This window comes from Catellatospora sichuanensis (assembly GCF_007483665.1).
Classification (GTDB): Bacteria; Actinomycetota; Actinomycetes; order Mycobacteriales; family Micromonosporaceae; genus Catellatospora; species Catellatospora sichuanensis.
In genome coordinates this window covers 1-23264 of the sequence record NZ_ML660195.1, presented here as the reverse complement: position 1 = coordinate 23264, position 23264 = coordinate 1, and the positions used below count along the sequence as shown (strand labels likewise).

At 69.9% G+C, this 23264-nt stretch carries 15 protein-coding genes; 6 read left to right on the top strand and 9 right to left on the bottom strand.

Features of this window, described 5'->3' with window-relative positions; genetic code table 11:
* Positions 1-39 precede the first annotated feature (39 nt).
* On the top strand, positions 40-2265 hold the full coding sequence (locus FLL47_RS14660) for a S8 family serine peptidase (protein ID WP_144121077.1): 2226 nt from the start codon (positions 40-42) through the stop codon (positions 2263-2265).
* A 635-nt stretch (positions 2266-2900) separates the two neighbouring features.
* Here FLL47_RS14660 and FLL47_RS14655 read toward each other — a convergent pair.
* Positions 2901-4718 carry a glycoside hydrolase family 15 protein gene (locus tag FLL47_RS14655; protein ID WP_281286714.1) on the bottom strand — a complete coding sequence of 606 codons (1818 nt, stop codon included), beginning with the start codon at positions 4716-4718 and terminating at the stop codon, positions 2901-2903.
* A gap of 97 nt (positions 4719-4815) precedes the next feature.
* Complete coding sequence (locus FLL47_RS14650) at positions 4816-5358, bottom strand: CBS domain-containing protein (RefSeq protein WP_246157920.1); 543 nt, start codon at positions 5356-5358, stop codon at positions 4816-4818.
* A 164-nt stretch (positions 5359-5522) separates the two neighbouring features.
* Between FLL47_RS14650 and FLL47_RS14645 the strand changes: the two genes are divergently transcribed.
* From FLL47_RS14645 to FLL47_RS14635, 3 genes are all read left to right on the top strand, one after another.
* Positions 5523-6398 (top strand): universal stress protein, encoded by an 876-nt coding sequence (locus tag FLL47_RS14645; RefSeq protein ID WP_144121075.1) that lies wholly within the window; start codon positions 5523-5525, stop codon positions 6396-6398.
* Positions 6399-7596: 1198 nt separating this feature from the next.
* Positions 7597-8898: an NfeD family protein gene (locus FLL47_RS14640; RefSeq protein ID WP_222106078.1), complete on the top strand. Its 1302-nt coding sequence runs from the start codon at positions 7597-7599 to the stop codon at positions 8896-8898.
* Between the two features lies 1 nt (position 8899).
* Positions 8900-9739, top strand: a complete 840-nt coding sequence (locus tag FLL47_RS14635; protein WP_144121074.1) for a slipin family protein — start codon at positions 8900-8902, stop codon at positions 9737-9739.
* Positions 9740-9895: 156 nt separating this feature from the next.
* Here FLL47_RS14635 and FLL47_RS14630 read toward each other — a convergent pair whose 3' ends face one another.
* The 3 genes from FLL47_RS14630 to FLL47_RS14620 all read right to left on the bottom strand — a co-directional run bounded on the left by FLL47_RS14630 (position 9896) and on the right by FLL47_RS14620 (position 12868).
* Complete coding sequence (locus FLL47_RS14630) at positions 9896-11296, bottom strand: acyltransferase family protein (RefSeq protein ID WP_246157918.1); 1401 nt, start codon at positions 11294-11296, stop codon at positions 9896-9898.
* A gap of 1 nt (position 11297) precedes the next feature.
* A complete protein-coding gene (locus tag FLL47_RS14625) occupies positions 11298-12152 on the bottom strand; it encodes a universal stress protein (protein WP_222106077.1) in 855 nt (284 codons plus the stop codon).
* 380 nt (positions 12153-12532) lie between these two features.
* Positions 12533-12868, bottom strand: a complete 336-nt coding sequence (locus tag FLL47_RS14620; RefSeq protein ID WP_144121073.1) for a GyrI-like domain-containing protein — start codon at positions 12866-12868, stop codon at positions 12533-12535.
* 537 nt (positions 12869-13405) lie between these two features.
* Between FLL47_RS14620 and FLL47_RS14615 the strand changes: the two genes are divergently transcribed.
* Both FLL47_RS14615 and FLL47_RS14610 read left to right on the top strand, forming a co-directional pair.
* Positions 13406-14551 (top strand): TerC/Alx family metal homeostasis membrane protein, encoded by a 1146-nt coding sequence (locus tag FLL47_RS14615; RefSeq protein ID WP_144121072.1) that lies wholly within the window; start codon positions 13406-13408, stop codon positions 14549-14551.
* A complete protein-coding gene (locus tag FLL47_RS14610; RefSeq protein ID WP_246157926.1) occupies positions 14454-15047 on the top strand; it encodes a Na+/H+ antiporter NhaA in 594 nt (197 codons plus the stop codon). The genes FLL47_RS14615 and FLL47_RS14610 overlap by 98 nt, the downstream gene beginning before the upstream one ends.
* Positions 15048-15227: 180 nt before the next feature.
* On the opposite strand, the gene FLL47_RS14605 is transcribed toward FLL47_RS14610, so the two are convergent.
* The 4 genes from FLL47_RS14605 to FLL47_RS14590 form a co-directional block, all read right to left on the bottom strand.
* Complete coding sequence (locus tag FLL47_RS14605; RefSeq protein WP_144121071.1) at positions 15228-18485, bottom strand: beta-phosphoglucomutase family hydrolase; 3258 nt, start codon at positions 18483-18485, stop codon at positions 15228-15230.
* A gap of 317 nt (positions 18486-18802) precedes the next feature.
* Positions 18803-20299 (bottom strand): potassium/proton antiporter, encoded by a 1497-nt coding sequence (locus tag FLL47_RS14600; protein WP_144121070.1) that lies wholly within the window; start codon positions 20297-20299, stop codon positions 18803-18805.
* 398 nt (positions 20300-20697) lie between these two features.
* Positions 20698-21351, bottom strand: a complete 654-nt coding sequence (locus FLL47_RS14595) for a response regulator (protein ID WP_144121069.1) — start codon at positions 21349-21351, stop codon at positions 20698-20700.
* Positions 21348-22307 carry a sensor histidine kinase gene (locus FLL47_RS14590; protein ID WP_144121068.1) on the bottom strand — a complete coding sequence of 320 codons (960 nt, stop codon included), beginning with the start codon at positions 22305-22307 and terminating at the stop codon, positions 21348-21350. Before FLL47_RS14590 ends, FLL47_RS14595 begins: the two co-directional genes overlap by 4 nt.
* Between the last annotated feature and the right edge of the window lie 957 nt (positions 22308-23264).

Below are 23264 nucleotides of genomic sequence, written 5' to 3'. Positions count from 1 at the left end.
TCCGGTCGTATCCTGCCACCCGCCATAAGTGGAGCTCTCATGACGTCAAAGCGCCGCCTTAGACTTTCGTTGGCCGTCACCGCGGTGGTGGTGTCGACCCAGATCGTAGCCGCGCCGGCCGCCGCAGCTGACGAGAAGTTCCTGCCTGCGGCGAAGGGTGGGATCAAGGACGCGTACGTGGTGGTCCTGGCCGGCCCAGAGCCGACGGGAGAGCCGTCGTCTGACCAGAAGACGGCGGCTGAAGTGGACGAGGCCGTGAAGCGGCTGTTAGCCGAGTACCCGGGCAAGCTGGAGTCTGCCTATCACCGCACGGTCCGGGGTTTCGCCGTCACGATGCAGGCTCAGGTCGCGCAGGCTCTCAGCAAGGAGCCCGAGGTCGCGTACGTGGAGCAGCAGGTGCACATGTGGTTCACCGGCGAGCAGACCGTCGAGTCGTGGGGGCTCGGATCGCTCGACCAGCGCGACGGCTTCGACCGGTTCTACCGGTGGGACACCGACGGCACCGGAGTCCACGCCTACGTGGTCGACACCGGTATTCGCGCCACCCACTCGGAGTTCGAAGGCCGTGCCAGCGGTGACGTCTCGTTCGTCCCCGCGCCTGACGTCTCGGGAACCGGCGACTGCCAGGGACACGGCACGGCGATGGCCGGCGTCATCGGCGGAAAGACGCACGGCGTCGCGAAAGGGGCGCGGCTGCACACGGTCCGCATCGGCCCCTGCGTGGGAGACGCTCCCAGCGGCCGCTTCATCACCGCCATGGAATGGATCGCGGCCAACGCAGCCCGGCCTGCGGTGGTCAACCTCAGTACCCAGTCCTGGTCGAACCTGGCCGTCGACGCCAGCACGCACGGCTTGATAAACCGCGGCATCACCGTGGTGGGAACGGCAGGCAACGGCAGGCGCAACGCCTGCGACTTCTCGCCGTCGAGGCTCGCGGGCGTCATCACCGTCGGTGGTCTGAGCCCGTTCCGCAATGTCTGGGACGACCCTGAGGGCGGGCAGGGCTCCAGCGTCGGGGTCTGCGTGGACCTGTTCGCCCCGGCGGAGGGCATCAACAGCGCCCATCACTCCAGCGACACCGCCGACGGGCAGGCCAGTGGGACCTCGTACTCGACCGCGTTCGTCACCGGGGCGGTCGCCCGCTACCTGCAGCGCTTTCCGCAGGCGTCGCCGGCGGTGGTGCAGTCGATGCTGCTCAACGAGGCCACCCGGGACAAGATCACTGATCCGCAGGGGTCGCCGAACCTGATCCTCTACCTCGACCGGGCTGGTCCGGGCAATGACGGCTACGGCGATCGAGGCGCCGACGTCAACGGCGACGGCCGCCACGACATCGTCTCGTTCGAGCGGGGCGCCTCTGCCGACGTGTACGTGGCACTGTCGACCGGTTCGGGATTCGGCCCCAGGACACGGTGGCACGAATACTTCAGCGCCGGCAACGAGATTCCCCTGCTCGGCGACGTCAACGGCGACGGCCGCGACGACCTGATCACGTTCACCCGCGGCACCAGCGCCGACGTCTACGTGGCGCTGTCGACCGGTTCGGCCTTCGGCCCCGCGCAGCAGCTGTGGCATACCTGGTTCGCGGCCGGCAACGAGACTCCGGCGGTGGGCGACTTCAACGGCGACGGGCGCGCCGACATCGCGACGTTCACCCGCGGCAGCACCGCTGACGTCTACGTCGCCACCTCGGACGGAACCCGGTTCGTCGGCACGGCGGTCAAATGGAGCGACGACTTCGCCGCGGGCGACGCCGTACCGATGGTGGGCGACTTCGACTGCAACCGCGTCGACGACGTCGTCTCCTTCCAGCGGGGCACCGCCGGTGCGGTGTCGGTGGCGACGTCGTCCGGCAACAGCTTCAGATCGGCCGTGACCTGGCTGCGGGGCTTCGCTACCGGGACACACGTGCCAGCCGTCGGCGACTTCAACGGCGACGGCTGCGACGACGTCGTCGAGTTCTATCGCGGCACCTGGCCGCAGGTACAGGTCGCGCTGTCGGCAACCGTTCCGTTCCCGTACAACTCCCGCACGTTCGCCGCACCGACCACCTGGCATACCGATTTCGCCGCCGGCGTCGACGTGCCCGGCGTCGGCGACTTCACCGGCGAAGGCCGCGACGACATCATCGCCTTCGGCCGCGGCTACGGCGCGGACGTCCACGTCGCGCCGGCGACGACCAGCAACCGGTTCTGGTCCAGCAGCAGATGGCACGAGTCGTTCGCCATCGGCGGCGAGGTCCCCATGCCTGCATCCATGTGGTGACGCCCGGTCGTGAGCACACCCACCATAGGCAGTCCTGCGGTCGCTGTAGGCAGGAACCGGCCGAGGCGGCAGTGATCTCGGGTGCCGCCGCGGCCGGTTGCTCGGTGGGCCCGAACATTCGGATCAACGGTCCGCGCCGCCGCGTGCTACGCCCACTTTCTTGACATCTCCCCCAGCTGAAGCAGGGGGATTCGACCCTCGCGGGTTGAACTTTCTGCTTCACAGCCCGTTGCCGACCTGGGTTACCAGCAAGGAGCGGCGTACCGCCCATCGGTCTTACACAGGCTCCACAGACCTGACTTCCCGCCAGCCCGGCGGTAGGCCCGACCGGCTAGGTTGTCGCCGGCCAGGCCGCAATGAATTAGCACACCTGTTCCCTCCCGCGACACCGGCGGATGCCGGATTCGCCCTGGCGGCGAACCGTCCTTTCCTGCCCTGCTCCGCAGGAGTTCCGTTTCCTCTCCGGCCTGAAGGCCGGAGTATCCACGGAGGTATCCGACGACATTTGCATGACATCGGCCATCGCGGTGGCGCACGGCATGAGCCTGCCGCCTGCGCCCGACGCCAGGGCGCGGGCGGCGCTGGTAAGCGGTCGGGTGGCGCGGCTGCGGGAGCGCCTACCTGCGACTGGACGATCAGATGGTCTGGCGCTGATGCCAGGCGGTGGTGGACAGTTCAGGCTGGCCGCCGCGAGCCGCTCTTGCCAGCGCGACCCCGGTGGAGATCAGCCCGACGTGGCTGAGCGCCTGCGGGAAGTTGCCGAGGAACGACCCGGTCGACGGGTCGATCTGCTCGGCGAGCAGGCCGACATGGTTGGCCCGCGCACACAGGTTGTCGTAGAGCGCGGCCGCCTCGTCGATACGGCCCTGGCCGAGCAGGTTGTCGGCCAGCCAGAAGCTGCACAGCACGAACGCACCCTCGCGGTCGGGCAGTCCGTCGGGGGAACGTTCGGGTAGGTAGCGGTAGAGCAGCCCGTCGCCGGCGCCGAGGTGGCGGGCGATGGCCGTGCAGGTCGCGGCCATGCGCGGGTGGTCGGCGGGCAGGACCCGCCGCAACGGCAGCGCCAGGACGCTTGCGTCCAGGCCGCCGCCGGGTGCGAGCTGCTCGGTCAGCGACTGGAGCCGGTCGTCCCAGGCATATTGGAGTATCTGCTCGGTGAGCTCGGCGGCTTGGCGGGCCCAACGGTCGGCGTCTGCGGGCAGTTTCAGGCGGCGTGAGAGCCGGCAGGCACGGTCGAGTGCCACCTGACACATCGCCACCGAGTAGGTGAACGGCCTGCCGGGGGCGCGGATCTCCCAGATGCCGTGGTCGGGTACCTGCCACAGCCGGTAGGCGGCCTCGGCCAGCCGGTGCAGGCGCCGCCACAGGTGGTCGTCCACCGGTCCGCCTCGGGCGGCCCACTGGTAGGCGCAGTCGAGGATCTCGCCGTAGGCGTCGTGCTGGGTCTGCTCGATCGCGGCGTTGCCCCACCTGACCGGCGCTGAACGGCGGTAGCCGCACAAGTCGGGATCGGTACGTTCGTGTGGCGGCAGAACGCCGTCGAGGTCGTAGAGCACCCTGGGCGTGCGGGTGCTGTCCGCGGCGTCGAGCACCCAGCCCAGGAAGCTGTCGGCCTCGGCATGCAGACCGATGCGTCGCAGCGCGAACCCGGAGAACGCCGCGTCGCGGATCCACGTGTAGCGGTAGTCCCAGTTGCGCACGCCGCCGATCACCTCGGGCAGCGATGACGTTGGCGCGGCGATGATCGCGCCATCCTCGAAGTGGTCGAGCAGTTTGAGGGTCAGCGCGGACCGGCGCACCATGGCCTGCTGCGGGCCGGTGTAATCGATGCTTGCCGACCAGCCGTGCCAGGCCGCCGCGGTGTCCGACAGCAGCCGTTGCGGGTCGACGACGTCGGGGCGGTACATGGGGCTGTCCCAGCGCAGCAGTACCCAGAACTGCTCCCCTGCCTGCAGCTTGATCCGGTCTCGCGGCCAGTCCAGGGGGTGGGAGGCGAGCAGTTGCAGGCTAAGGTCGCCGGCTTGGGGGCATTTCACCTGCCAACCGTTGCCGCGTGGTGACATCTGCGCCCCGCCGTAGGGCTGCAGCGCCACCCGCAGCACGACCGGTCCATGGCGCACCCGCGCCCAGCGCAGCAGCTCGCCGCGGCCCGCCCGGGCGTACTCGGCCAGCGTCGCGCCCTCGCGCAGCGTGAACAGATCTGTCAGCTCGACCGCACCGCCGTCGGCGGCAGCAAGTTCCGTGCACACGATGCCGGACTCGTCGACGTAGCGCTGGCGTGCCGAGCAAAGTCCATCGACGGTAACGAGAAACTGCCCGCCGCGGCGGTGGTCGAGCAGCCCGCGCAGCAGCGGAGGGCTGTCGAAACGCGGCACGCACAGCCACCGGATCGAGCCGTCGACGCCGACCAGCGCACTGCCGCGGCCATCGCCGATCAGCGCGTGATTCTCGATCGGCAGGTAGTCTGCTGCTTCTTCGACGTCGATCTAGCCGCCGCGATCGGGCACGGCTCTGGCCACCGCCCCACCTCCCAGGGCCGCCGGGACACCTTCAGCCTGGTACCAGCTCGTCCAGCAGCGCCTGCAGGCTCACCGCGCCTTGCAGCACGCCCGCGTCGACGACCGCGACCAGCTCGCTGCCCGTGCACGCCATCAGCGAAGCGATTTCTAGCACCGTAGCTTCGGGGCCGACCACCGGCATCTGTCGTGCGCGCTCGCCGAGGCACTGTCCAACCGTCCGGGTGCCGAGAGTTTCGACGAAGGCGTCCGCGGACGCCTCGTCCACCAGGTGCGCCAAAATCGGATCTTCCAGGCAGTACGCAGGAACTGCCAGCCTTAGCACCTGCGCACCGGGCAGTACTCGCATCGGGTGCTCATCGTCGTCGACGACGATCAGCCCGGCCAACTCCTGGATGGCGACCAGCCTGACCGCATCACGCACGGGCGTGGAAACGGTGACGGTCGGGATTTCGGTGAGTAGATCGCAGGCAAGCACCGGACTCATCCCCCAGTATCGGCGGGTCACGATGCCGACCAGACTTCCCGGCGCTCCAACAGCAACGATATCGCAGCGCGGGGCCTTCTTGGCAGGCATCGGGGACTCCGGCGACCACGTAGGCGCCTGCACGCGCATGATCAAACCCCGGCCGGCTAACGGTCGGCTGGTTCAGGTACTGAAAGCGCTGGGGCGCCCACAGACCGGCTTCCCGTGGAACCCGTGTATATCGACAGATAATGGATGGTGGCGGGAGGTGGGCGATGACAGATCTAGCCCCGGTGGTGGCCGGTGTCGACGGTTCGGCCCAGGCGTTGGCCGCCGTGCGGATGGCGACTCGCGAAGCGGCCTGGCGGGGCGTGAGTCTGCGCATCGTCCACGCGTTCATCTGGCCCCTGATGCATGTCAACGTCGGCGCGCCGCCCTCGGTACCCGAAGGCGGCCTGCGGCACGATGCCGAACGGGCTCTGGCGCAGGCCGCCGACACGGCCGCGGCGACCGACGCGACCGTTGCCGTGAGCACCGACCTGGTCACCGGTGGGGCATCCGGTGTCCTGCTCCATGCGGCCCGTAACGCCAGCCTGCTGGTCCTCGGTGACCGCGGGCTTGGCGGGTTCAGCGGCCTGCTGCTCGGGTCTGTGGCCGTGCACGTGACTTCCCACATCGAGACGCCCGTGCTCGTGGTGCGGGGCGATGACAACCGGACCGGACCCGTGGTGCTCGGCGTGGACGGCTCCCCAGGGGCTGCTGGCGCCGTCGCTGCGGCGTTCGCCGAGGCGGACCAGCGCAGGTGCGAGTTGCTGGCGGTGCGGGTGTGGCATGAGCCGCAGACCGGGATTCCGCCCGTGCCCGAGTCCTATGCCAGCGAATTGGCCGATGAGCGCGACCTGATCGACACGGCCTGCGGTAGTTGTCGACAGCGCCACCCGGACGTGCCGGTACGGCAGGAGGTGCGGGCCGGGCCGGTCGCGCGGACACTGGTGGATCTCAGCGGGCAGGCTCAGCTCGTGGTTGTCGGCGCGCGTGGACGTGGCGGATTCGCCGGGCTGCTGCTGGGGTCGGTCAGCCAGCAGTTGCTGCACCATGCCGCGTGCCCGGTGCTGGTCGTCCGGCACGCTCGCCGCGCCGGCTCGGCATGACCACGAGCGTCAGCCACATTCGGCTGCGCCGCGAGTCTGGTTCGCAACACGCGTTTCGGCCTCGGCCGGGCCTGCCGCTCTCGTTGAGGTCGAGCCGCGGCCGCCAGGCCGGTCGGTCGGTCGGTCGGTCGGTCGGTCGGCGCAACTACCGCGACAGGTCATGTCCCTACCGCAGGATCACCGTGACGCCGTGGTTCCGAGGCGTACACGTGCCCGGCGCATGCACCGCATGGATGGCGGCCCACGGGCCATCGCGCGCCAGAGACCGGCCAGGGATCCTTCGTGAAGATGATCATCGTTTGGCCGCAGGACGACCTGACTTCGCCGATCGTCACTGCATGCGCGTCACCAGCAGGCTTCGCTGTCCGCCGGTCAACACCTTCAAATGCTACTAAATGGGACATATATTTACAGTAACCGACCAATCGCCGCGGAGCGGCACCTCGACATTGCGGGCGGTGCCGTCGGGCAATCGCCGGAATCGGCGATGAGACATGACCCTGGAGTCTTAAAGCCCTGCACGCGGTCCGGAAGGCACCGCCGCGGGTTCGAGTTCCGGTTCACCGTCGAGGGTCAGCTGGCCGAGGGGACGCGGTCGCAACCAGGTGGAGCTTGGCAGGGATGCACCACGGCGAGTTCCACGGCAGGGCCGCGATCGCCTGGGAGTGCATTATGACCGGTATGGCGAACCGCCGGGGTGGTGCTGTGTGGCCGTTCTTCCAGCATTGCCATGAATTCCGTCAAGTTGGTCCACCTCTGGTCCCCGCGGTCAGCCCTGGCTGGTGCGGTGCATCGCCAGGGCGCTGTTCGCCGCCGGGCAGCCGTGGGTGGTGCGTGATGAGCGCCGGGCAAGCGGCGTGGTGCAGCAGGGTCTGGCTGACCGAGCCAGCAACAGGCCGGTGAAGCCGCCGCGGCCGCGGGTGCCTATGACGGCCAGCCGGTCCCCGCGCTGCCAGGGGCGAGCAGCTACGCCGCCGACAGCCGGCCACCGGCGTGGCCGATGACGATGCGGCAATGGTGGGCTTTCGGCTCTGAACAGCTCGCCTACGAGGCCGCGCGGAAATTGCCGCGTGCCGGAGTTGTCCGGGATCAAGACCCCTCCGCACACCGTTTTGGCGTTTGGCCAGGATTTTCTAGGGGTAGTCCGGTTTGGCGGAGCACTTCCACCGCCGCCGTGGCGGCGCGGGAGGGAGGTACCGTGACTTGGGTGTTGCGCGTGTGGGCGCTGCTCGCCGTGGCGTTCGCCGTAGCCGTCGGCGCGCAGCCGGCGGCCGGGCAGACACCCGTCGTTCTGGTGACCCGGGTCGAGGGTGTCATCACACCAGTGATCGCTGACCACGTCGGCGACGCCGTGGCCGCTGCCGTCGACCGCGGCAGCGAGGCGCTGCTCGTGGAGTTGGACACGCCGGGCGGACTGGACCCGGCGATGCGCGCCATCGTGCGTGACTTGCTGTCCGCCCGCGTGCCGGTGATCGTATACGTCGAGCCGTCCGGGGCCCGCGCCGCGTCGGCCGGAGCGATCATCACGATGGCGGCTCACGTCGCCGCGATGGCTCCGGGAACGACGATCGGCGCGGCGACCCCGGTCAACGCGCAGACCGGCGAACCCGCCGGCGACAAGATCATCAACGACTTCGCGGCCTACGCCCAGTCGATCGCCGGGCTGCGCGGCCGGGACCAGCAGTTCGCCGCCGACGCCGTACGCCAGGGCAAGGCCGTCCCCGCCCAGCAGGCCGAACAACTCGGCGTGATCGACCTGATCGCCGCGAACCGGGCCGAGCTGCTGCAGGCCATCGACGGCCGCCCGGTCACCCTCGCCGACGGCAGCACCGTCACGCTGGCCACCGCCGCCGCGACGACCAGCGACTACGACATCAGCGGCGCGCGGCGGCTGCTGCAGATCCTCGCCGACCCGAACCTGGCGTTCCTGTTCCTGTCCATCGGCACCCTGGCCGTGGTCTACGAGCTCGCCACCCCCGGCATGGGCCTGGGCGGTGTCATCGGCGTGATCCTGCTGGTGCTGGGCTTCGTCGGGCTGAGCGTGCTGCCGGTCAACGTCGCGGGGCTGGTGCTGCTTGCGCTGGCCGCGGGCCTGTTCCTGGCCGAGGTGCTCACCCCGGGGGTCGGCGTGTTCGCCGCCGGCGGCGCGATCTCTCTGGCCCTGGCCGGGCTGCTGCTGTTCGAAGACCCGGCCCGGGTCAACCCGGCCGTGTTCCTGCCCACCGCGGTCCTGGTCGGCGCCGGATCCATAGTGGCCGGGCGGATCGCCTGGCGTGCCCGCAGCAGCCCACCGCTCAGCGGCACGGCGGCGTTGACGGGCCGCCCCGCGACCGTGGCGGCCAGCCAGGGCACCACCGGCACCGCATTCGTCGACGGCGCCTGGTGGCAACTGCGCGCCGGCGTACCGCTGACTGCGGGGCAGACCGTCCGCGTCACCGGCGCCGACGGGCTCACCCTGCTGGTCGAACCGGACGGCACCCCGCCCGGCGAAGGAGGCTGACATGTCCGACACGCTCATCGCCGCCGTCATCGCCGCCGTCGTCGCCCTGCTGCTGCTGTGGGCCTCGGTGCGCATCGTGCCCGAATACGAGCGCGGCGTCATCTTCCGCCTGGGCCGGGTGATCGGCGCGAAAGGCCCGGGCCTGTTCTTCATCATCCCGGTCGTCGACCGCATGGTGAAGGTGTCCCTGCGCACCGTCACCATGGACATCCCGCCGCAGGACGTCATCACCAAGGACAACGTCACGGTCCGGGTCAACGCCGTCACCTACTTCAACGTCGTCGACCCGATCCACGCCGTCATCGCCATCGAGGACTACATCCTTGGCACGTCACAGATCGCGCAGACGACCCTGCGCAGCATTCTTGGCCAGGTCGACCTCGACGACCTGCTCACCAAACGCGACGAGATCAACCAGAAGCTGCAGCAGATCGTCGACGCCGTCACCGACCCCTGGGGCGTTAAGGTCACCCTCGTCGAGGTCAAGGACGTCGAGCTGCCCGATACGATGCGCCGGGCCATGGCCGCGCAGGCCGAAGCGGAACGCGACCGCCGCGCCAAGGTCATCCACGCTCTCGGCGAGTACGAGGCCGCCGCCAACCTCGGGCGCGCTGCCGACGTCATCGAGGCCCACCCCGCCGCGATGCAGCTGCGTACACTGTCGACGATGTCGGAGTTCGCCGCTGAGCGCAACGCGACCCTGGTGTTTCCGCTGCCGGTCGAGGTCATGCGGTTCATGGAATGCGTGCGTGGCGCGGTGCCGCCGGCCGAGCCGGACCGCGGCGGCACACCAGCAGATCAAGCGTCCTCATCGGGGCCCGCAAACGGCTCGCCTTCATGAGCCGACCGGGATCCGAGGTGGCCCGCGACGCGAACGGCGACGACGACGAACCGTTCGTAGACGCCATCGGTTGCCTTTAGCTGTCCGCTCGCACGTGCCGGCGACGGCAGATGGTGTGTGGGTTCGAGGAGCCGGATTCCCGAACCCAGCCAACCGCTACCGCCCGGAAACGGGCCCGATGTCGCCCTGCCCGAGCCGCGACACGGGGCCGCCTGCCGCGCGTGCCGTGCGCAGCAGCGCCGCGCCAGCGAAGAACACCAGCACCGGGACGGTCGCCAGGCCGAACAGGCCGTGGTCGACGCGACCCGCCGAGGCGATGCCCGCCAAACCCAACGCTGTCGCGGCATATCCAAAAATCACCGCCGCTGTCCATTTTGCCGGACTGCCCGGCAGGCCGGGCGTCGCCAGGCCGCGCTGCGTGGCCAGGCGCGGTGCCGGGATGGTTTCGAAGCGGCCGAACACGGCCACCAGCCCGGCCAGCATCACCGACAGCAGAGCCAGCCACGGCAGGCGGGTCAGCAGCCACGACGCCGTACCGGGCGGGGCGGCCGGCAGGACACCGGTGGCGTACAGCGCCAGCACGACCAGCACGACGGCGCTCATGTGCCACAGGAACACAGTCATGATCACCGTGTTGGCAGCGACGACCGCAACCCAAACGCGGGCACGCTCGCGCAGCAGCCGCTCGCCCCGCTCATACAGCAGCAGCACCAGGCCCAGCTGCGCGCTCGCCAGCGCCAGCAGCGCCACGGTGGGCGGGGACGAGTTCTGCACCACCGCGCCCGGCACGTTGATCATGCTGACCGGGTAGGGGCCGGCGACGGTGAGTAGCAGCAGCGCCCCCAGCCCGCCCACCAGTACTGTCGCGCAGGCGCAAGGACGCGACGGCAGATGCCCGGCCTGCCACGCGAACCCTGCGGTGTAGGCGACCAGCGGGGCGAGCAGAAAGTTCGCGAACGGAAGCGCCGAGCCCGGACTGTGCCACCTGACGGCGTCGCCCGCCGCGACGAGCCCCGCCAGCAGCACCGGCAGCCACACACCCATTCGCTGGTATGTGGCGTAAAGCGGCGGGGTCAGTAGGATCAGCGCGAGATAGGCGGCCAGGAACCACAGCGGAATCGCGGCCAGCCACACCGCAGTCGCGACCAGGACCGGGTCCGCGCCCGCCAGGCGCGCCAGCGCCGCAGCGCCGCACAGCGTTGCCAGCAGCACCGTCGTGGGCGACACCAGTCGGGCGCTGCGCGCCAGTAGCCAGCCAGTGACGGCGGCGCCGCGCTCGCGCCACCGGTGCAGCGACGCGGCGTTGGCGAACCCGCCGACCAGGAAGAACACCGGTATCACCTGAAACAGCCAGGTCAGCGCATGCGTCCAGGGCAGGTCGGCCAGCAGGGTGTGCCCGTGCAGGCCCCGCTCGTCGGCGACCACCACGACCGCCAGCCAGTGCCCGACGACCACGGCGGTGATGGCCACGGCCCGCAGCAGGTCGACGTACCGCACACGCCGCTGCGGGGTCGCCGCGGCCAGGTCGCGCAGCTCCCGCAGTCGCGGTGCGGTCATGTCACGTGTCATGGCGATGGTTGACTAGTACCGGGCAGCCCGCGTGGTGTACCAGCGCCTGGCTCACCGAGCCGAGCAGCAGCCCGGCGAAACCGCCGTGGCCGCGGCAGCCGACCACGACCAGGCACGCGCGCTTCGACTCGGCCAGCAGCGCACCCGCCGGCCTCCGGCGGACCGTGCGCGCGGTGACCTCGGCCTGCACGTACACAGCGCGGACGGCGGCTGCCGCTTCCTCGGCCACGCCAGCCGGTTCGGCATCCAGGACACCGGTCTGGCCGACCAGCGCCCACGGACCCAGCGCCTCGTCGGCGCCCGATGGCCACGCGTGCAGCACCGTCAGCGGCGCGCCGCGCAGGTCGGCCTCGTACGCGGCGAGCTCTGCCGCGGCCTGCGACGAGGCGGAGCCGTCAACCCCGACGACGACCGGGGCACGATCATGGCCCGCCCCGCTCGGGCGACGGACCACGGCCACCGGGCAGTGGGCGTGCATGGCGGCGTGCAGGCTGGTCGAGCCGAGCAGCATGTCGTGGAAGCCGCCGTGTCCGCGGCTGCCGACCACGACCAGGTCGGCGCCTTCTGATTCGTCGACCAGCACCTTGGCCGGGTGACCTACAACGGGGGCACCGCCGACGTCGAGGTCAGGATGGCTCGTGTGGGCCAGTTCGCGGGCGCGGTCGGTGATCTGCGTGGCCTGCGGCGTCAGATCCGCGGTCAGATGCGCAGAGCCACCGCGCTGCTCGGCGACGGCGAGCACGACCTTCAGCGCGCAGCCGCGCCATGCCGCCTCGTCGGCCGCCCACAGCACAGCCCGCTGCGACGGCTCTGATCCGTCCACCCCGACAACGATCACGTCCATGACCGACCTCCACGGGCTGTTGTAGATACGTTCCCGGACGCCCGGCAGGCAAACCCCGCCGGCGGCTGCCCGGCGGAGGTGACGACGTCAGGGTTTGCGCACGTCGCACCGGGTATGCCGAACCGTCCTGGGCCGGACCTGGTTCGGCCACGATGCCGTGACGCCGAACGGGACAAACACCCCACAGCGACATGCGCCGCAGACCGACGAACGTAAGATGACCGAGCACGCATCCCGGCGCTTGGCGCGCGTTAGGTGCCTGCTTGCAGGTACGACTGCGTAACGGGCACCATGCCACCCGACTCCCCGCCCTCTGCTGCCGACTCCCCGCCCTCTGCTGGGGCGCCACACGAGAGGCCCGGGCACTTACGGCGTCGGCGTCACCGGATCGGCCACGCCAGCCAGACCGCGGCGTCACCAAACGCGCTTTGCCGCGGAGGGGCGATAGGCTTCCTGCCGTTGCCGCTGATCCACTCGGCGAGCGTCGCGTACGCCGCAGGCAGCCGCAGGCAGCCGCCGTCGTGGGTCGTCACGGCCGCGCTCGTGCCCGGCATAGGCGTCAGCAGCAAGTGCTCGTCAGCAGGCGGGCGGTCGACGGGCACACAGATCTCCACGTCGCCCTTCGCGCCGGTGGCGAGCATTCCGTCGATGCCGTGGATGATCAGGAACGGTTCGCCGGCTGCTTCGCCGTCGGAGGCGGTCAGGTCATGCAACATCGACCTCAGCGCGGCTTCAACGTCGTGGTCGAGCGCGGTCAGGCACGCGTGGCAGCGGACCGAGGCGACGGTCTGCTGCGGCAGCGTCTCGACAAAGATCCGGGTAGTCCACAGCCGCTCCCTTCGGCATGCCGTTCGCAGAGTTTGCTCGCTGGCGGCCTGCAGCGTCTAGCTTCGGTGAGCGCAAAATCAGCTGTGGCGGTGACGCCAGCCGCACGGCGGCAGGTACGGCGGAGACAGCAATGCCACGGCACTGACGACCATGCCCAGTAGTGCCTCGATGGACATCGCCGACCTCCAGCCGACGCGCCGAAGCCCGTTGCGGCTCCTGATTCCAGCGTCTCGCGCCGCCGACGTGCGGTCAACCTCGGCAGCACCGGCTGCAACCGTCGCATTCACCGCTACGCGGATAGGCTTGAACCGTTGAGGGGAGTACTTCGGAAGGGCCGCTCCGGACAGCACGGGACCGGCGATCCGGCCTCGGACGGCCGCCCGCCCGCGGGTGAGGGAGACCTCGAACGCGCCTACGGAGCCGATATGCCTTCAACCGCCACTGTGTCCGGTTCCCTGGACTCCATCGCCTCGCCGCAGATGTGGGCGACCACCGTCGTGGTCCTAGTCGCACTGCTCGCGTGTGATTTCGCTGTCACACGCCGCCCGCACGAGGTCGGCCTGCGCGAGGCGGTCGGCTGGTCAGCGTTCTATCTTGCGCTGCCAGTTGCCTTCGGCGTGCTCACCTGGTGGCATTTCGGCACCGACACGGCGGTGCAGTTCTTCACCGGCTACGCGGTGGAGAAGTCACTGTCGGTGGACAACCTGTTCGTGTTCATGCTGCTGCTGTCGGCGTTCGCCGTACCAGCCAGGCTGGCGCAGCGCGTGCTGCTGTACGGCATCGTAGGCGCTCTGGCGCTTCGCGCGGTGTTCATCGCCGCGGGCGCGGCGATGCTGCAGGCAGGCACCTGGGCGTTCCTGCTGTTCGGTGCGGTGCTGCTGGTTACCGCGGTCAAGGTGCTGCGCGAGGCCCGACGCGGCGACGAGCATGTGATAACCGTCGACGGCCTGCGCAGCGTGCGGTTGCTACGCCGGCTGATGCCGGTCACCGCCGACTACCACGGCACGCGGCTGACGGTACGCGGCGCCGACGGGGTGCGGGCGCTGACGCCGATGGCGCTGGTGGTTGCAGCAGTGTTCATGACCGACTTGGTATTCGCGGTCGATTCGGTGCCGGCGGTCTACGGCGTGACCCAAGACCCATACCTGGTGTTCGTCACCAACGCGTTCGCGCTGCTGGGGCTGAGGGCGCTGTACTTCGTGCTGCACAACACCCTGAACCGGCTGCGCTACCTCAACCACGGCCTGGCGCTGATCCTGGCCTTCATCGGCTTCAAACTTGTGTCCCACTGGGCGCACGGGCTCTGGCCAGCCGTGCCCGAGCTGCCCACCGCGCTGTCCCTGGCTGTGATCATCGTGGTGCTTGCCGTCGTCGTCGCCGCGAGCTTGGCGGCAGGCCGGCGGGACAACGAGCCAGCGGCGAGCACCCCCCTGCCGGTCCACGGGGACGACCCCGACCGCGACGTCAGCCGCGCTGCGCCTGCCACCCGCCTGCTGCCGAGAGTTCGGCCTGATCGCCCCCGACCATCGCGGCCGGGGACGACCAGGTCGCGACCGGCCCGGCGAAAGTGAATCCCCCCCGACCGGCATTCGGCGTGTCCCGAGGACGCATCAGCACGCCTCGTACGGCGGAACGCTGTGCAGGGCACGACGCCTCGGATCAGGCCGAGGCCTGGGCCGACGTCCTGGGCCTGGCGCTCTGACCGGTGTCGGGTTCACCGCCTCGCTGCTCATCGGCGAGCTGAGCTTCGGACCCGGCACGGACACCGAGTCCCAGGCCAAGCTCGCCGTGCTGGCGGGTTCGGTGACAGCTGACGCGCTGGCCACGGTCGTGCTCCGAGTTCGGGACAGGGCCTATCGCCTCATCACCGAGGCGGAAAGGGTCGACACCGGCCAAAACGGCACATCCGACGTCTACGACAGGCTCTCACGCCTGGCCCTTGATCATCCCGCTTCACCCGCCGTTTCACGTCGTTATACGGCACACGCAGGCTTCCCAGCGCGTCGGCGCCGAACGGGGCAACGCGCAACCTGGTCACGCCAGTTCCCGCGAGAAAACTTACGATGAGCGGGGCTACGGATGATGGAGATGGTTGAGGTTCACCCGTGTGGTCGGGACGGCCGATCGACCTCTGCGCTCACCCAAACGACTGACCGTCTCGGTCATCCAGCAGGTCCTGCACCGCCGCCTGCCCGGTCCTGGTCGTCCCACATCCGAAGGTCCGGTGGTCTGCCCGGGCCCGCGGATCTACCCGACGGCGCGCGTTCCGCCGTCATCGCGGCTGTGGAACTCGTGGTGGTGCCCGGCACGCAGGCTGTGGACCGTCCCGTCGACGCAGATCGCTATCGGAGGTTCGGCGCAGGGCCGTGACCCGACACGCAGTCGCCGATGATCGACGTCGATGACGACCCAATGCCCGCGGTAGAGCACTTCCACGTGCAGCGCCCGCAGCTCGGCCGGCAGCATCGGATGCAGGTACAGGATGTCGTCGCGGCTCTCCAGGCCGGTGTAGCAGCGCATAGCAAGGTCCACCGTGCCGGCCATCGCGCCCAGGTGCACGCCGCCGCGGGTGCTGCCGCCGCGCTCGTCGGCCAGGTCGGCGCGCAGCGCCTCGGTGAACAGCGCCCAGGACTGCTGCCGGTCGGCGCGGGCCTGCACCCAGCTGTGCACGATCCGGCTCAGGCTCGACCCGTGTGCCACCCGAGCCAGGTAGTAGCGCACGGTTCGCTGGATCGTGGCGGCGTCGAGGGTGTAGCCGAGGCGGGCGAACAGGTGCCGCAGCTCCTCGGCTGACAGCAGGTACAGCAGCATCAGCACGTCGGCCTGCTTGGACAGCTGGTACCGGTTGGGCGTGTCGCCCTCGGCCCGCAGGACCGCGTCGATGCCGATCAGGTCACCGGGGCGGCACCGGTACGCCTCGAAGTCGAACTCCGCAAGCTTGCCGTAACCGTCGAACTGGCTGATCACGCCGTCATGGAACGGGATCCGCAGGTGCCGGCTGATGTGCTCCCACCGGTTCAGTTCGGGCTCGCTGAGCTGCAGCCTGTCCCAAAGCCTGCCGCTGTGGTGCCCGGAGGCCAGGCCGATCGCGTCCAGGGCCCGGCACAACACCCACGCGGTCATCACGTTGGTGTAGGCGTTGTCGCGCAGCCCCGGCTGCGCCGCGCCCGGATAGGCGTCGTGGTACTCGTCCGGGCCAAGGACGCCACTTATCCCGTACCGGCCGTCGCCCGCGTCGTACTCGACCAGGCTCGCGAGATACCGGGCGATCTCGATGATCATCTCGGCGCCGTACTCGGCCAGGAACTCGACGTCACCGCTGACCTGGTAGTACTGCCACGTGTCGTACACGATGGCGATGCCGACATGGCGCTGCAGGTAGGAGTGGTTACCGACCCACTCGCCGGACACCGTGTCGAACAGCTCCGTCGGGGTCTGCTCGCGGCCATCGCTGGCGCTCTCCCACGGAAACATCGCCCCAGGGTGGCCGGCCTGGCGCGCCGCGCTGCGCGCCGCGCCCAGCCGCTGCCAGCGGTAGAGCAGCAGCGACCGTGTCAGCGCCGGCATGCGCAGGTTGAGCACAGGGAACACGAACATCTCGTCCCAGAACACGTGCCCGTGGTAGCCCTCGCCGTGCAGACCCCGCGCGGGCACTCCGGCGTCGAGGTGAGCGGTGTGCGGCGACAGGGTCTGCAACAAGTGGAAGGTGTGCAGGCGCAGCGCCAGCACCACCTCGTCATCAGCGTCGACGACCAGGTCGAAGCGCTCCCACAGTGTCCACCAGGCCCGTTCATGGGACCGGCGCAGTTCGTCGAAGTCGCCGGCCTCGGACACCGCAACGCGCGCGGCCAGTGCCGGCTCGCCGACGGCGGGATCGCGCACCGTGGCCACCGCCGCGACCTTCTCCACGGTCAGCGGCCTGCCTTGTACGAGCTCGCAGTGCAGCACCTGTGCCGCATCTCCGCGATCGTCGACCACCGGGGTGCGGGCGATGGCGACCGGCCCGCCAAAGCCGTCGCGTACGACGGTGCGGGCCGCGACCGCGATGCGGATGCGCGACTGGGCCGTCACCACCGTGACCATGACCGTGTCCCCATCGGTCAGGGCGGACTCGGGCATCAGATGCTTCTTGACCAGCGGCGCATCTTCGGGCAGGTTCGCGTTGACGACGGTGCCGTCGATGCCGGTGCGCACCTCCAGCTCACCGGACCAGTCCTCGGCGGTGAACGTGGTCTCGAGCGCGGCGAGGTGGGCGAGCCCCATGTGGACCAGGCGGCGCTGCACGACGGTGGTGTGCCGGCCGACCGGATCGCGCCAGCGCAGGCTCCGGGTCAGCACGCCTGCACGCAGGTCGAGGTCGACGTGGTACGCGGGCAGCTCGGCGGTGTCCGGCGAGAACCAGTCGCCGCCCGTGATACGGAACTGCAGCGGCAGCCAGTTCGGGATGTTCACCAGGTGCTCATGCTCTAGCGTACGGCCGCCCACCGGGGTCAGCAGGCGGTTGTAGACGCCGGCCAGGTAGCTGCCGGGGTAATGCACGCCGTCGGCCGGGCACTCCGGCGCGGCCCCGCGCGTGCAAAGGTATCCGTTGCCCGTGGCGCACAGCGTCTCCCGCAGCCCCTCCCGGGCGGGTTCGTATCCGTCGTAGCACAGGACCCAGCCGTCGCGCGCCTGGCCGCCGACGCAGAAGTCCTGACCCGCGGGGAGTCCGGGAGGGTGCCGCGCGCGCACCGGCTCGAACGGAAGCTCAGCGAGATCGTCCACGACGACATCGGCGCCCGCCGCCGCCAGCGCGTCGCGGTGCCCTTTGCGGTCGACGCCGACGACCAGCGCGAACCCGCCGCGGTGGCCGGCCTCGACCCCGGCCAGGGCGTCCTCGACGATGACAGCCCGGTCCGGTGCCACGCTGAGCCGGCGCACCGCTTCCAGGTAGGTCGCCGGGTCGGGTTTGCCGGGCAGGTCCAGCGACGCGGCGTCCTCACCGTCGACACGCACGTCGAACAGATCACCCAGGCCCGTCACGGCCAGGACCCGGCCGGCATTGCGGCTGGCGGTGACCACAGCGGTGAACACGCCGGCGTCACGCAGCCGCCGCACCAGGTCGACCGAGGACGGGAAGGTCCGTACCCCCTGCTCGGCGAGCAGCGCGTTGAAGCCCTCGTTCTTGCGGTTGGCCACCGCCCACACCGTCTGCTCGCCGGGCGGATCGGCGGGGTTGCCGTCGGGCAGGTCGATACCCCGCGACAGCAGGAAGGCCCGTGCTCCGTCAAGGCGGGGCCTGCCGTCGACATGTGTGCGGTACTCATTGTCGACGTCGAACGGCAGGAATCCCCCACCGTGGGCGCGGGCATCCAGCACGGCGTCGAAGGCCTGTTTCCACGCGGATGCGTGCAGCTCCGCGGTATCGGTCAGCACACCGTCGAGGTCGAACACGACCGCGTCGATCCGATCCGCGCGCAACACCTCTGCCGCGTCCGCGACCCGCGCGCCAGGAACACCTGTCATGTCGGTGTGCTCCTCACCGCGCTGCGCGCGCGGACACCAACGCGTCGTAGCTCGAGGGTGGACGCCGGTTCCGCACCACCGAGCGGCCACAGCGTCATGCCGTCAAGGGTATGCGCCGCTGCATCGTCCGGGGTGCTGACGGCCTTTCCTCGCATCGTGCCACCACCATCGTCGCGTGCCCTGCGAGCCGAGCACGGTCATGTCTGGACGCTCCCTGGTCGGTGCGCGACGCTTCTGCCATCGTGGCTTTCGCTCGTGCGATGAGCCGGCCGCCCGTAGTCCCAGCCTAGAACGGCGCCGATGTGCGGGAGGGGAGATCAGCGCCGACCGGTGTCGCCGAACCACGATGCCAGGCGTCCTGCGCGTGCCACCGCGCGTAGCCTCTGCTCGGTGGCTTCGCGTACGTGCGGTGTGGTCAGCACGACCAGTTCGTCGCCGGTGTGCAGTCTGGTGTGCGCGTCGGGTACGAACGTGTCGTCGCCGCGCACGATCAGGGTGGCTGCGGCCGGGGGTGGCAGGCGCAGTTCGGTCAGGTATACCCCATGCAGGCGGGACCCTGGTTCGATGGTGACGTGGATGAGGTCGGCGTCCATGGTGTCCAGCGGGGCGAGCTCGACCTGCAGGTCTAGCCCGATGTGGGGTGGGGTCAGCCGCAGCAGGCGGGCGAGGGTCGGCAAAGTGGGGGCCTGGATGATCGTGAACACCACGACGAGCACGAAGACGATGTTGAACACCTGGTCGCTGCCCGGTGCGGCGGCGACGACCGGGACGGTGGCCAGTACGACGGGCACGGCGCCGCGCAGTCCGGCCCAGGACAGGAACACCTGTTCGCGCCAGGGCACGCGAAACGGCGTCAGTGATACCGCGACGGAGGCCGGCCGGGCCAGCAGCAGCAGTGCTGTGCCGATGACCAGCGCGGGGACGATGGCTGAGGGCAGCTCGGTGGGGGTGGCCAGCAGGCCCAGCATGACGAACAGGCCGATCTGGGCGATCCAGCCGAGGCCTTGGGCCACTGAGCGGGTGACGCGCCGGTGCGGCAGCCCGGCATTGCCCAGGACGAGCCCGGCGAGGTAAGCGGCCAGGAAGCCGCTGGTCTGGGCCAGACCGGCGACGGCGAATGCCAGGATGCCGCTGGCCACGGTGGCGATGGGGTGCAGGCCGGAGGCGGGAAGGGTCAGTCGGCGCAGCAGCCGGGCGGCGGCTGCTCCGACAGCGATGCCGATGAGGCCGCCGGCGATGAGCTGGACGAGCATGCTGACGGCGAGCGGCAGCGGGGAGAGGTGCGGCAGGGTGGTGGTGCTCAGCGCCGCGACGAGCAGGAACGTCGGCGCGTCGTTGAGCCCGGACTCGGCCTCGATCAGTCCGCTGAGCTGTCGGGGCAGCGGCACCGTACGTAGTACGGAGAACACTGCGGCGGCGTCGGTCGATGACACGATCGCGCCGAGCAGCAGCGCAATCTGCCAGTCGATCTGTAGCAGCAGCCGGGCGGCTGCCGCTGTGACCGCGACGCTGACGAGGACTCCGATCGTGGACAGCGCGGATGCCGGTGCGAGGACGGTGCGGATGTCGCTGAAGGTGGTGGTGAGGCCCCCTTCGACCAGGATGAGGGCCAGGGCGGCCAGTCCTAGCGCCTGTGCCAGGGCGGCGTCGTCGAAAGGCACTCCGGCCACGTCCTGTCCGAGAAGTAGGCCTACGCAGAGAAAGGCCAGTAGGACCGGCATTCCCAGGCGTGCTGCCAGCTTCGCAGCGCCGACACTGATCAGGACGACGCCCGCGCCGACTGCCAGTAGCACGTACAAAGCGGCGAGCGTCACGGCAGCTCCTTCGCGCACGGCCGAGAGCGTCGGGCAGCGGACGGTGCGTGACTGAGCGCTCCCGCCGCGTGCTCTGCCGCCGACGGGTCCGAGTTGCTGTGGCTGAATCCTGGTGTGCCGAAGTCCGCCGATCGGCAGGTTTCCTGCGGGGAGCGGCCTGGATGGCGGCACGCGATCGTCGCTGCCCGCGATCGGTTGCGTCAGCACGCGTCTTAACTCATGATCCGCCGGGAGGACATGCCCAGGCTATGGGGTTTGACACCCATTTGCCGCAGCGAGACGCGCACCGGAACCCGAGCAACCGGGTGACTGCGGCCCGCATACCCAGATCGTGATCACGTGGCCGCCGGCGCCGGGCACTGTCGCCATGCGCATCGACGCGTGGTGCTGATCGGTCTTCAAGGCTCGATAAGCCCGGCGCGGATGGCGTAGCGGGTCAGTTCGAGCCGGTCCCTCATCCCGAGCTTCTGCATCAGGTTGGCTCGGTGCCGTTCGACGGTCTTGGCACTGATGAACAGCATCTGCGCGATCTCCTTGGAGGAGTGGCCCTCGGCGACGAGTTTGAGCACCTGCTCCTCACGCTCGGTGATGGTGCGCGCCGGCAGGCCTTCGCCGCGCGCGGCGCGATCGAGGTAGTCGCGGATCAGCGCGGTGACGGCACCCGGGTACAGGAACGGCTCGTCGCGCATCGCGGCGCGGCAAGCCTCGACGAGGTCGCGGTCGGCCACCGACTTCAGGACGTAGCCGTTGGCGCCGGCTCGCAGGGCCTCGAAGAAGAACTGCTCGTTGTCGTACATGGTCAGGATGAGTATGCGCAGTCCGGGCAGTGTCCGCGACAGCTCGCGAGCGGCCTGCAGGCCGGTAAGCCGCGGCATCGCGATGTCCAAGACGGCCAGATCGGGCTGTTCCGCGCGGGCCAGCGCCACCGCCTCGGCCCCGTCGCCGGCTTCGGCGACGACGGTCAGGTCGGGTTCGCTGTCAAGGATGAGCCGCACGCCGCGCCGTACCAGGGCGTGGTCGTCGGCGAGCAGGATGCGGGTGGGCGCGGTCATGGCGGTTCGCCCTTCTCCCGGAGCGGTACGCGCAGCCGGACCTCGGTGCCGCCGGCGGCGCTGCCGGTGACGGTGAGCCCGGCGCCGATGAGCAGCGCGCGCTCACGCATGCCGCGGATGCCGGCGCCTTCGCGGGCGTCGGCGATGCCGCGTCCGTTGTCGCTGACGCGCAGGTCGGCGCCTTCGGGGATGCGTTGCAGGGACAGTTCCACGCTGGTGGCGCGGGCGTGGCGTACGGCGTTGGTCAGCCCTTCCTGGGCGATCCGGTAGATCACCAGTTCGGTCTCGGCGTTCATGGGGGGCAGGTCCTGACCCAGGCGGTGGTGGACCGTCAGGTCGGTGTGCCCGGTGACTTCCGTGATGAGCGCTTTCAGCGCGCTTGGCAATCCGAGCTGTTCGAGCACACCCGGGCGCAGTCGGCGGGCGATGCGGTGGATCTCGTCGAGGCTGGCTCGGGTGGTCTCCTGGACCTGGCGTAGCTGTTCGCTCAACGGCGCCGGGGCGTGCCGGGCGACCTGATCGAGTTGGAGCAGTACGGCGGTGAGCGTCTGGCCGACCTCGTCGTGCAGTTCCTGGGCCACCCTGCGGCGTTCGTCCTCCTGTGCGGACAGCGCCCTGGCGGTGCTGGTGGCGCGTTCGGCCTCCAGCCTGTCGATCATTTTATTGAATGCCGTGATCAGGTTCGCGATTCCGGCGTGCCCGGCCGCTATCGGCCGTGGTGCGGGTTGCAGCAGGTCGATGGTGGTCATTGCTCGGCTTAGTCGGTGCAGGGGCGCGAGCCCGACGCGCAGCAGTGCCGCGTTGGCCACGAGCATCAACGCCAGACCGACTGCCAGCACCAGCGCTTCGGTGAGCAGCACCGGGGTGGAGACCGTGACCGGCCCGAGCAGTAGCACCATGGTCGCCGCGACCAGTACCGCCGCGTTCAGCAGGAAGATTCGCCAGAACAGCGGCATTCCAAACACCTCCGTCCCCCGCCGACGAAACCTACCCACCGACCGTCATGAGGGCGTGCCGGCTCTTTGGTTGCCGCACGGCCGCTATCGGTTTGCTGCCTGTCCCCAAGGCAAGCCTGCCAGCTTCCACCTGCCAATACGCGTCAGCACCCATTTCTGCGGTGCCAAACGCTGCGCGGGACCGGAGTGATGGCGTGTCGGCCGGCCACATTTGGGTGTCGGCCCGCATTGGCGGCGGCCCCGTACCGGATGACCATGAACTTGGGCCTCTGAACCGCGCGCCCGCGAGGCGAGCCGTCACGGGTCGGCCCCCAGGGGGTGCAGCAATGAATCGTCCACCCGTCCGCATCCGCCGCCGTGATCGGTACGGGAACCGGTGTCGGGCGACCGACCGGCCCGTAGACGCCCGCAGCCGGTCCTCACCTGCTGGCGTCGGGGCCCGTCCGGCACGACGGTGCCCCCAGCGCCGCCTTGCATCGCGGCCGCAGGTGTGCCGCGACGCCGGCTATGCCCGGGTCGAACACCAGCGGTGGGCCTGGTTGACGCTGCTGTTCGCAGTCGGCTCGCTTTACGTGGCGCTCGCCACGGCCAGCGGCCCTGTGCTCGCTCTCGGACTTGTCGCCGCCGCGGCAGCAGTACGCATGCTCGACGGCGGAGCAGGCGGACGGTTCACCAGAATGGCTGCACCGACCGGCCCCGAACTGCCCGCGCGCACGTCAGGCCGCCCTGGCCTCCGTAGGCGCGGACGTCTGATCCCACCGGCAGCGGGTCGCATGGCGCAGCAGCGGAGGGCAGCGACATGACCATCGTCGAACGGGCCCCGCTGCCGGGCTGAGCTTCCACCCCAGGACCGGACACCGGGGTTCTCACGCTGCGAGGGCGTGGTCGTGACGATACCCGAGGCGGACCTCGGTGGGTGTGCGGTATCCGAGGGTGGAATGTAGACGGTTGGCGTTG

Coding starts and splice junctions, on each gene's coding strand:
- FLL47_RS14660 (WP_144121077.1), top strand. CDS start 40: ATGACGTCAAAGCGCCGCCTTAGACTTTCGTTGGCCGTCACCGCGGTG.
- FLL47_RS14650 (WP_246157920.1), bottom strand. CDS start 5,358: ATGCCTGCCAAGAAGGCCCCGCGCTGCGATATCGTTGCTGTTGGAGCG.
- FLL47_RS14645 (WP_144121075.1), top strand. CDS start 5,523: ATGACAGATCTAGCCCCGGTGGTGGCCGGTGTCGACGGTTCGGCCCAG.
- FLL47_RS14635 (WP_144121074.1), top strand. CDS start 8,900: ATGTCCGACACGCTCATCGCCGCCGTCATCGCCGCCGTCGTCGCCCTG.
- FLL47_RS14630 (WP_246157918.1), bottom strand. CDS start 11,296: ATGACCGCACCGCGACTGCGGGAGCTGCGCGACCTGGCCGCGGCGACC.
- FLL47_RS14625 (WP_222106077.1), bottom strand. CDS start 12,152: ATGGACGTGATCGTTGTCGGGGTGGACGGATCAGAGCCGTCGCAGCGG.
- FLL47_RS14620 (WP_144121073.1), bottom strand. CDS start 12,868: ATGTTGCATGACCTGACCGCCTCCGACGGCGAAGCAGCCGGCGAACCG.
- FLL47_RS14615 (WP_144121072.1), top strand. CDS start 13,406: ATGCCTTCAACCGCCACTGTGTCCGGTTCCCTGGACTCCATCGCCTCG.
- FLL47_RS14605 (WP_144121071.1), bottom strand. CDS start 18,485: ATGACAGGTGTTCCTGGCGCGCGGGTCGCGGACGCGGCAGAGGTGTTG.
- FLL47_RS14595 (WP_144121069.1), bottom strand. CDS start 21,351: ATGACCGCGCCCACCCGCATCCTGCTCGCCGACGACCACGCCCTGGTA.
- FLL47_RS14590 (WP_144121068.1), bottom strand. CDS start 22,307: ATGCCGCTGTTCTGGCGAATCTTCCTGCTGAACGCGGCGGTACTGGTC.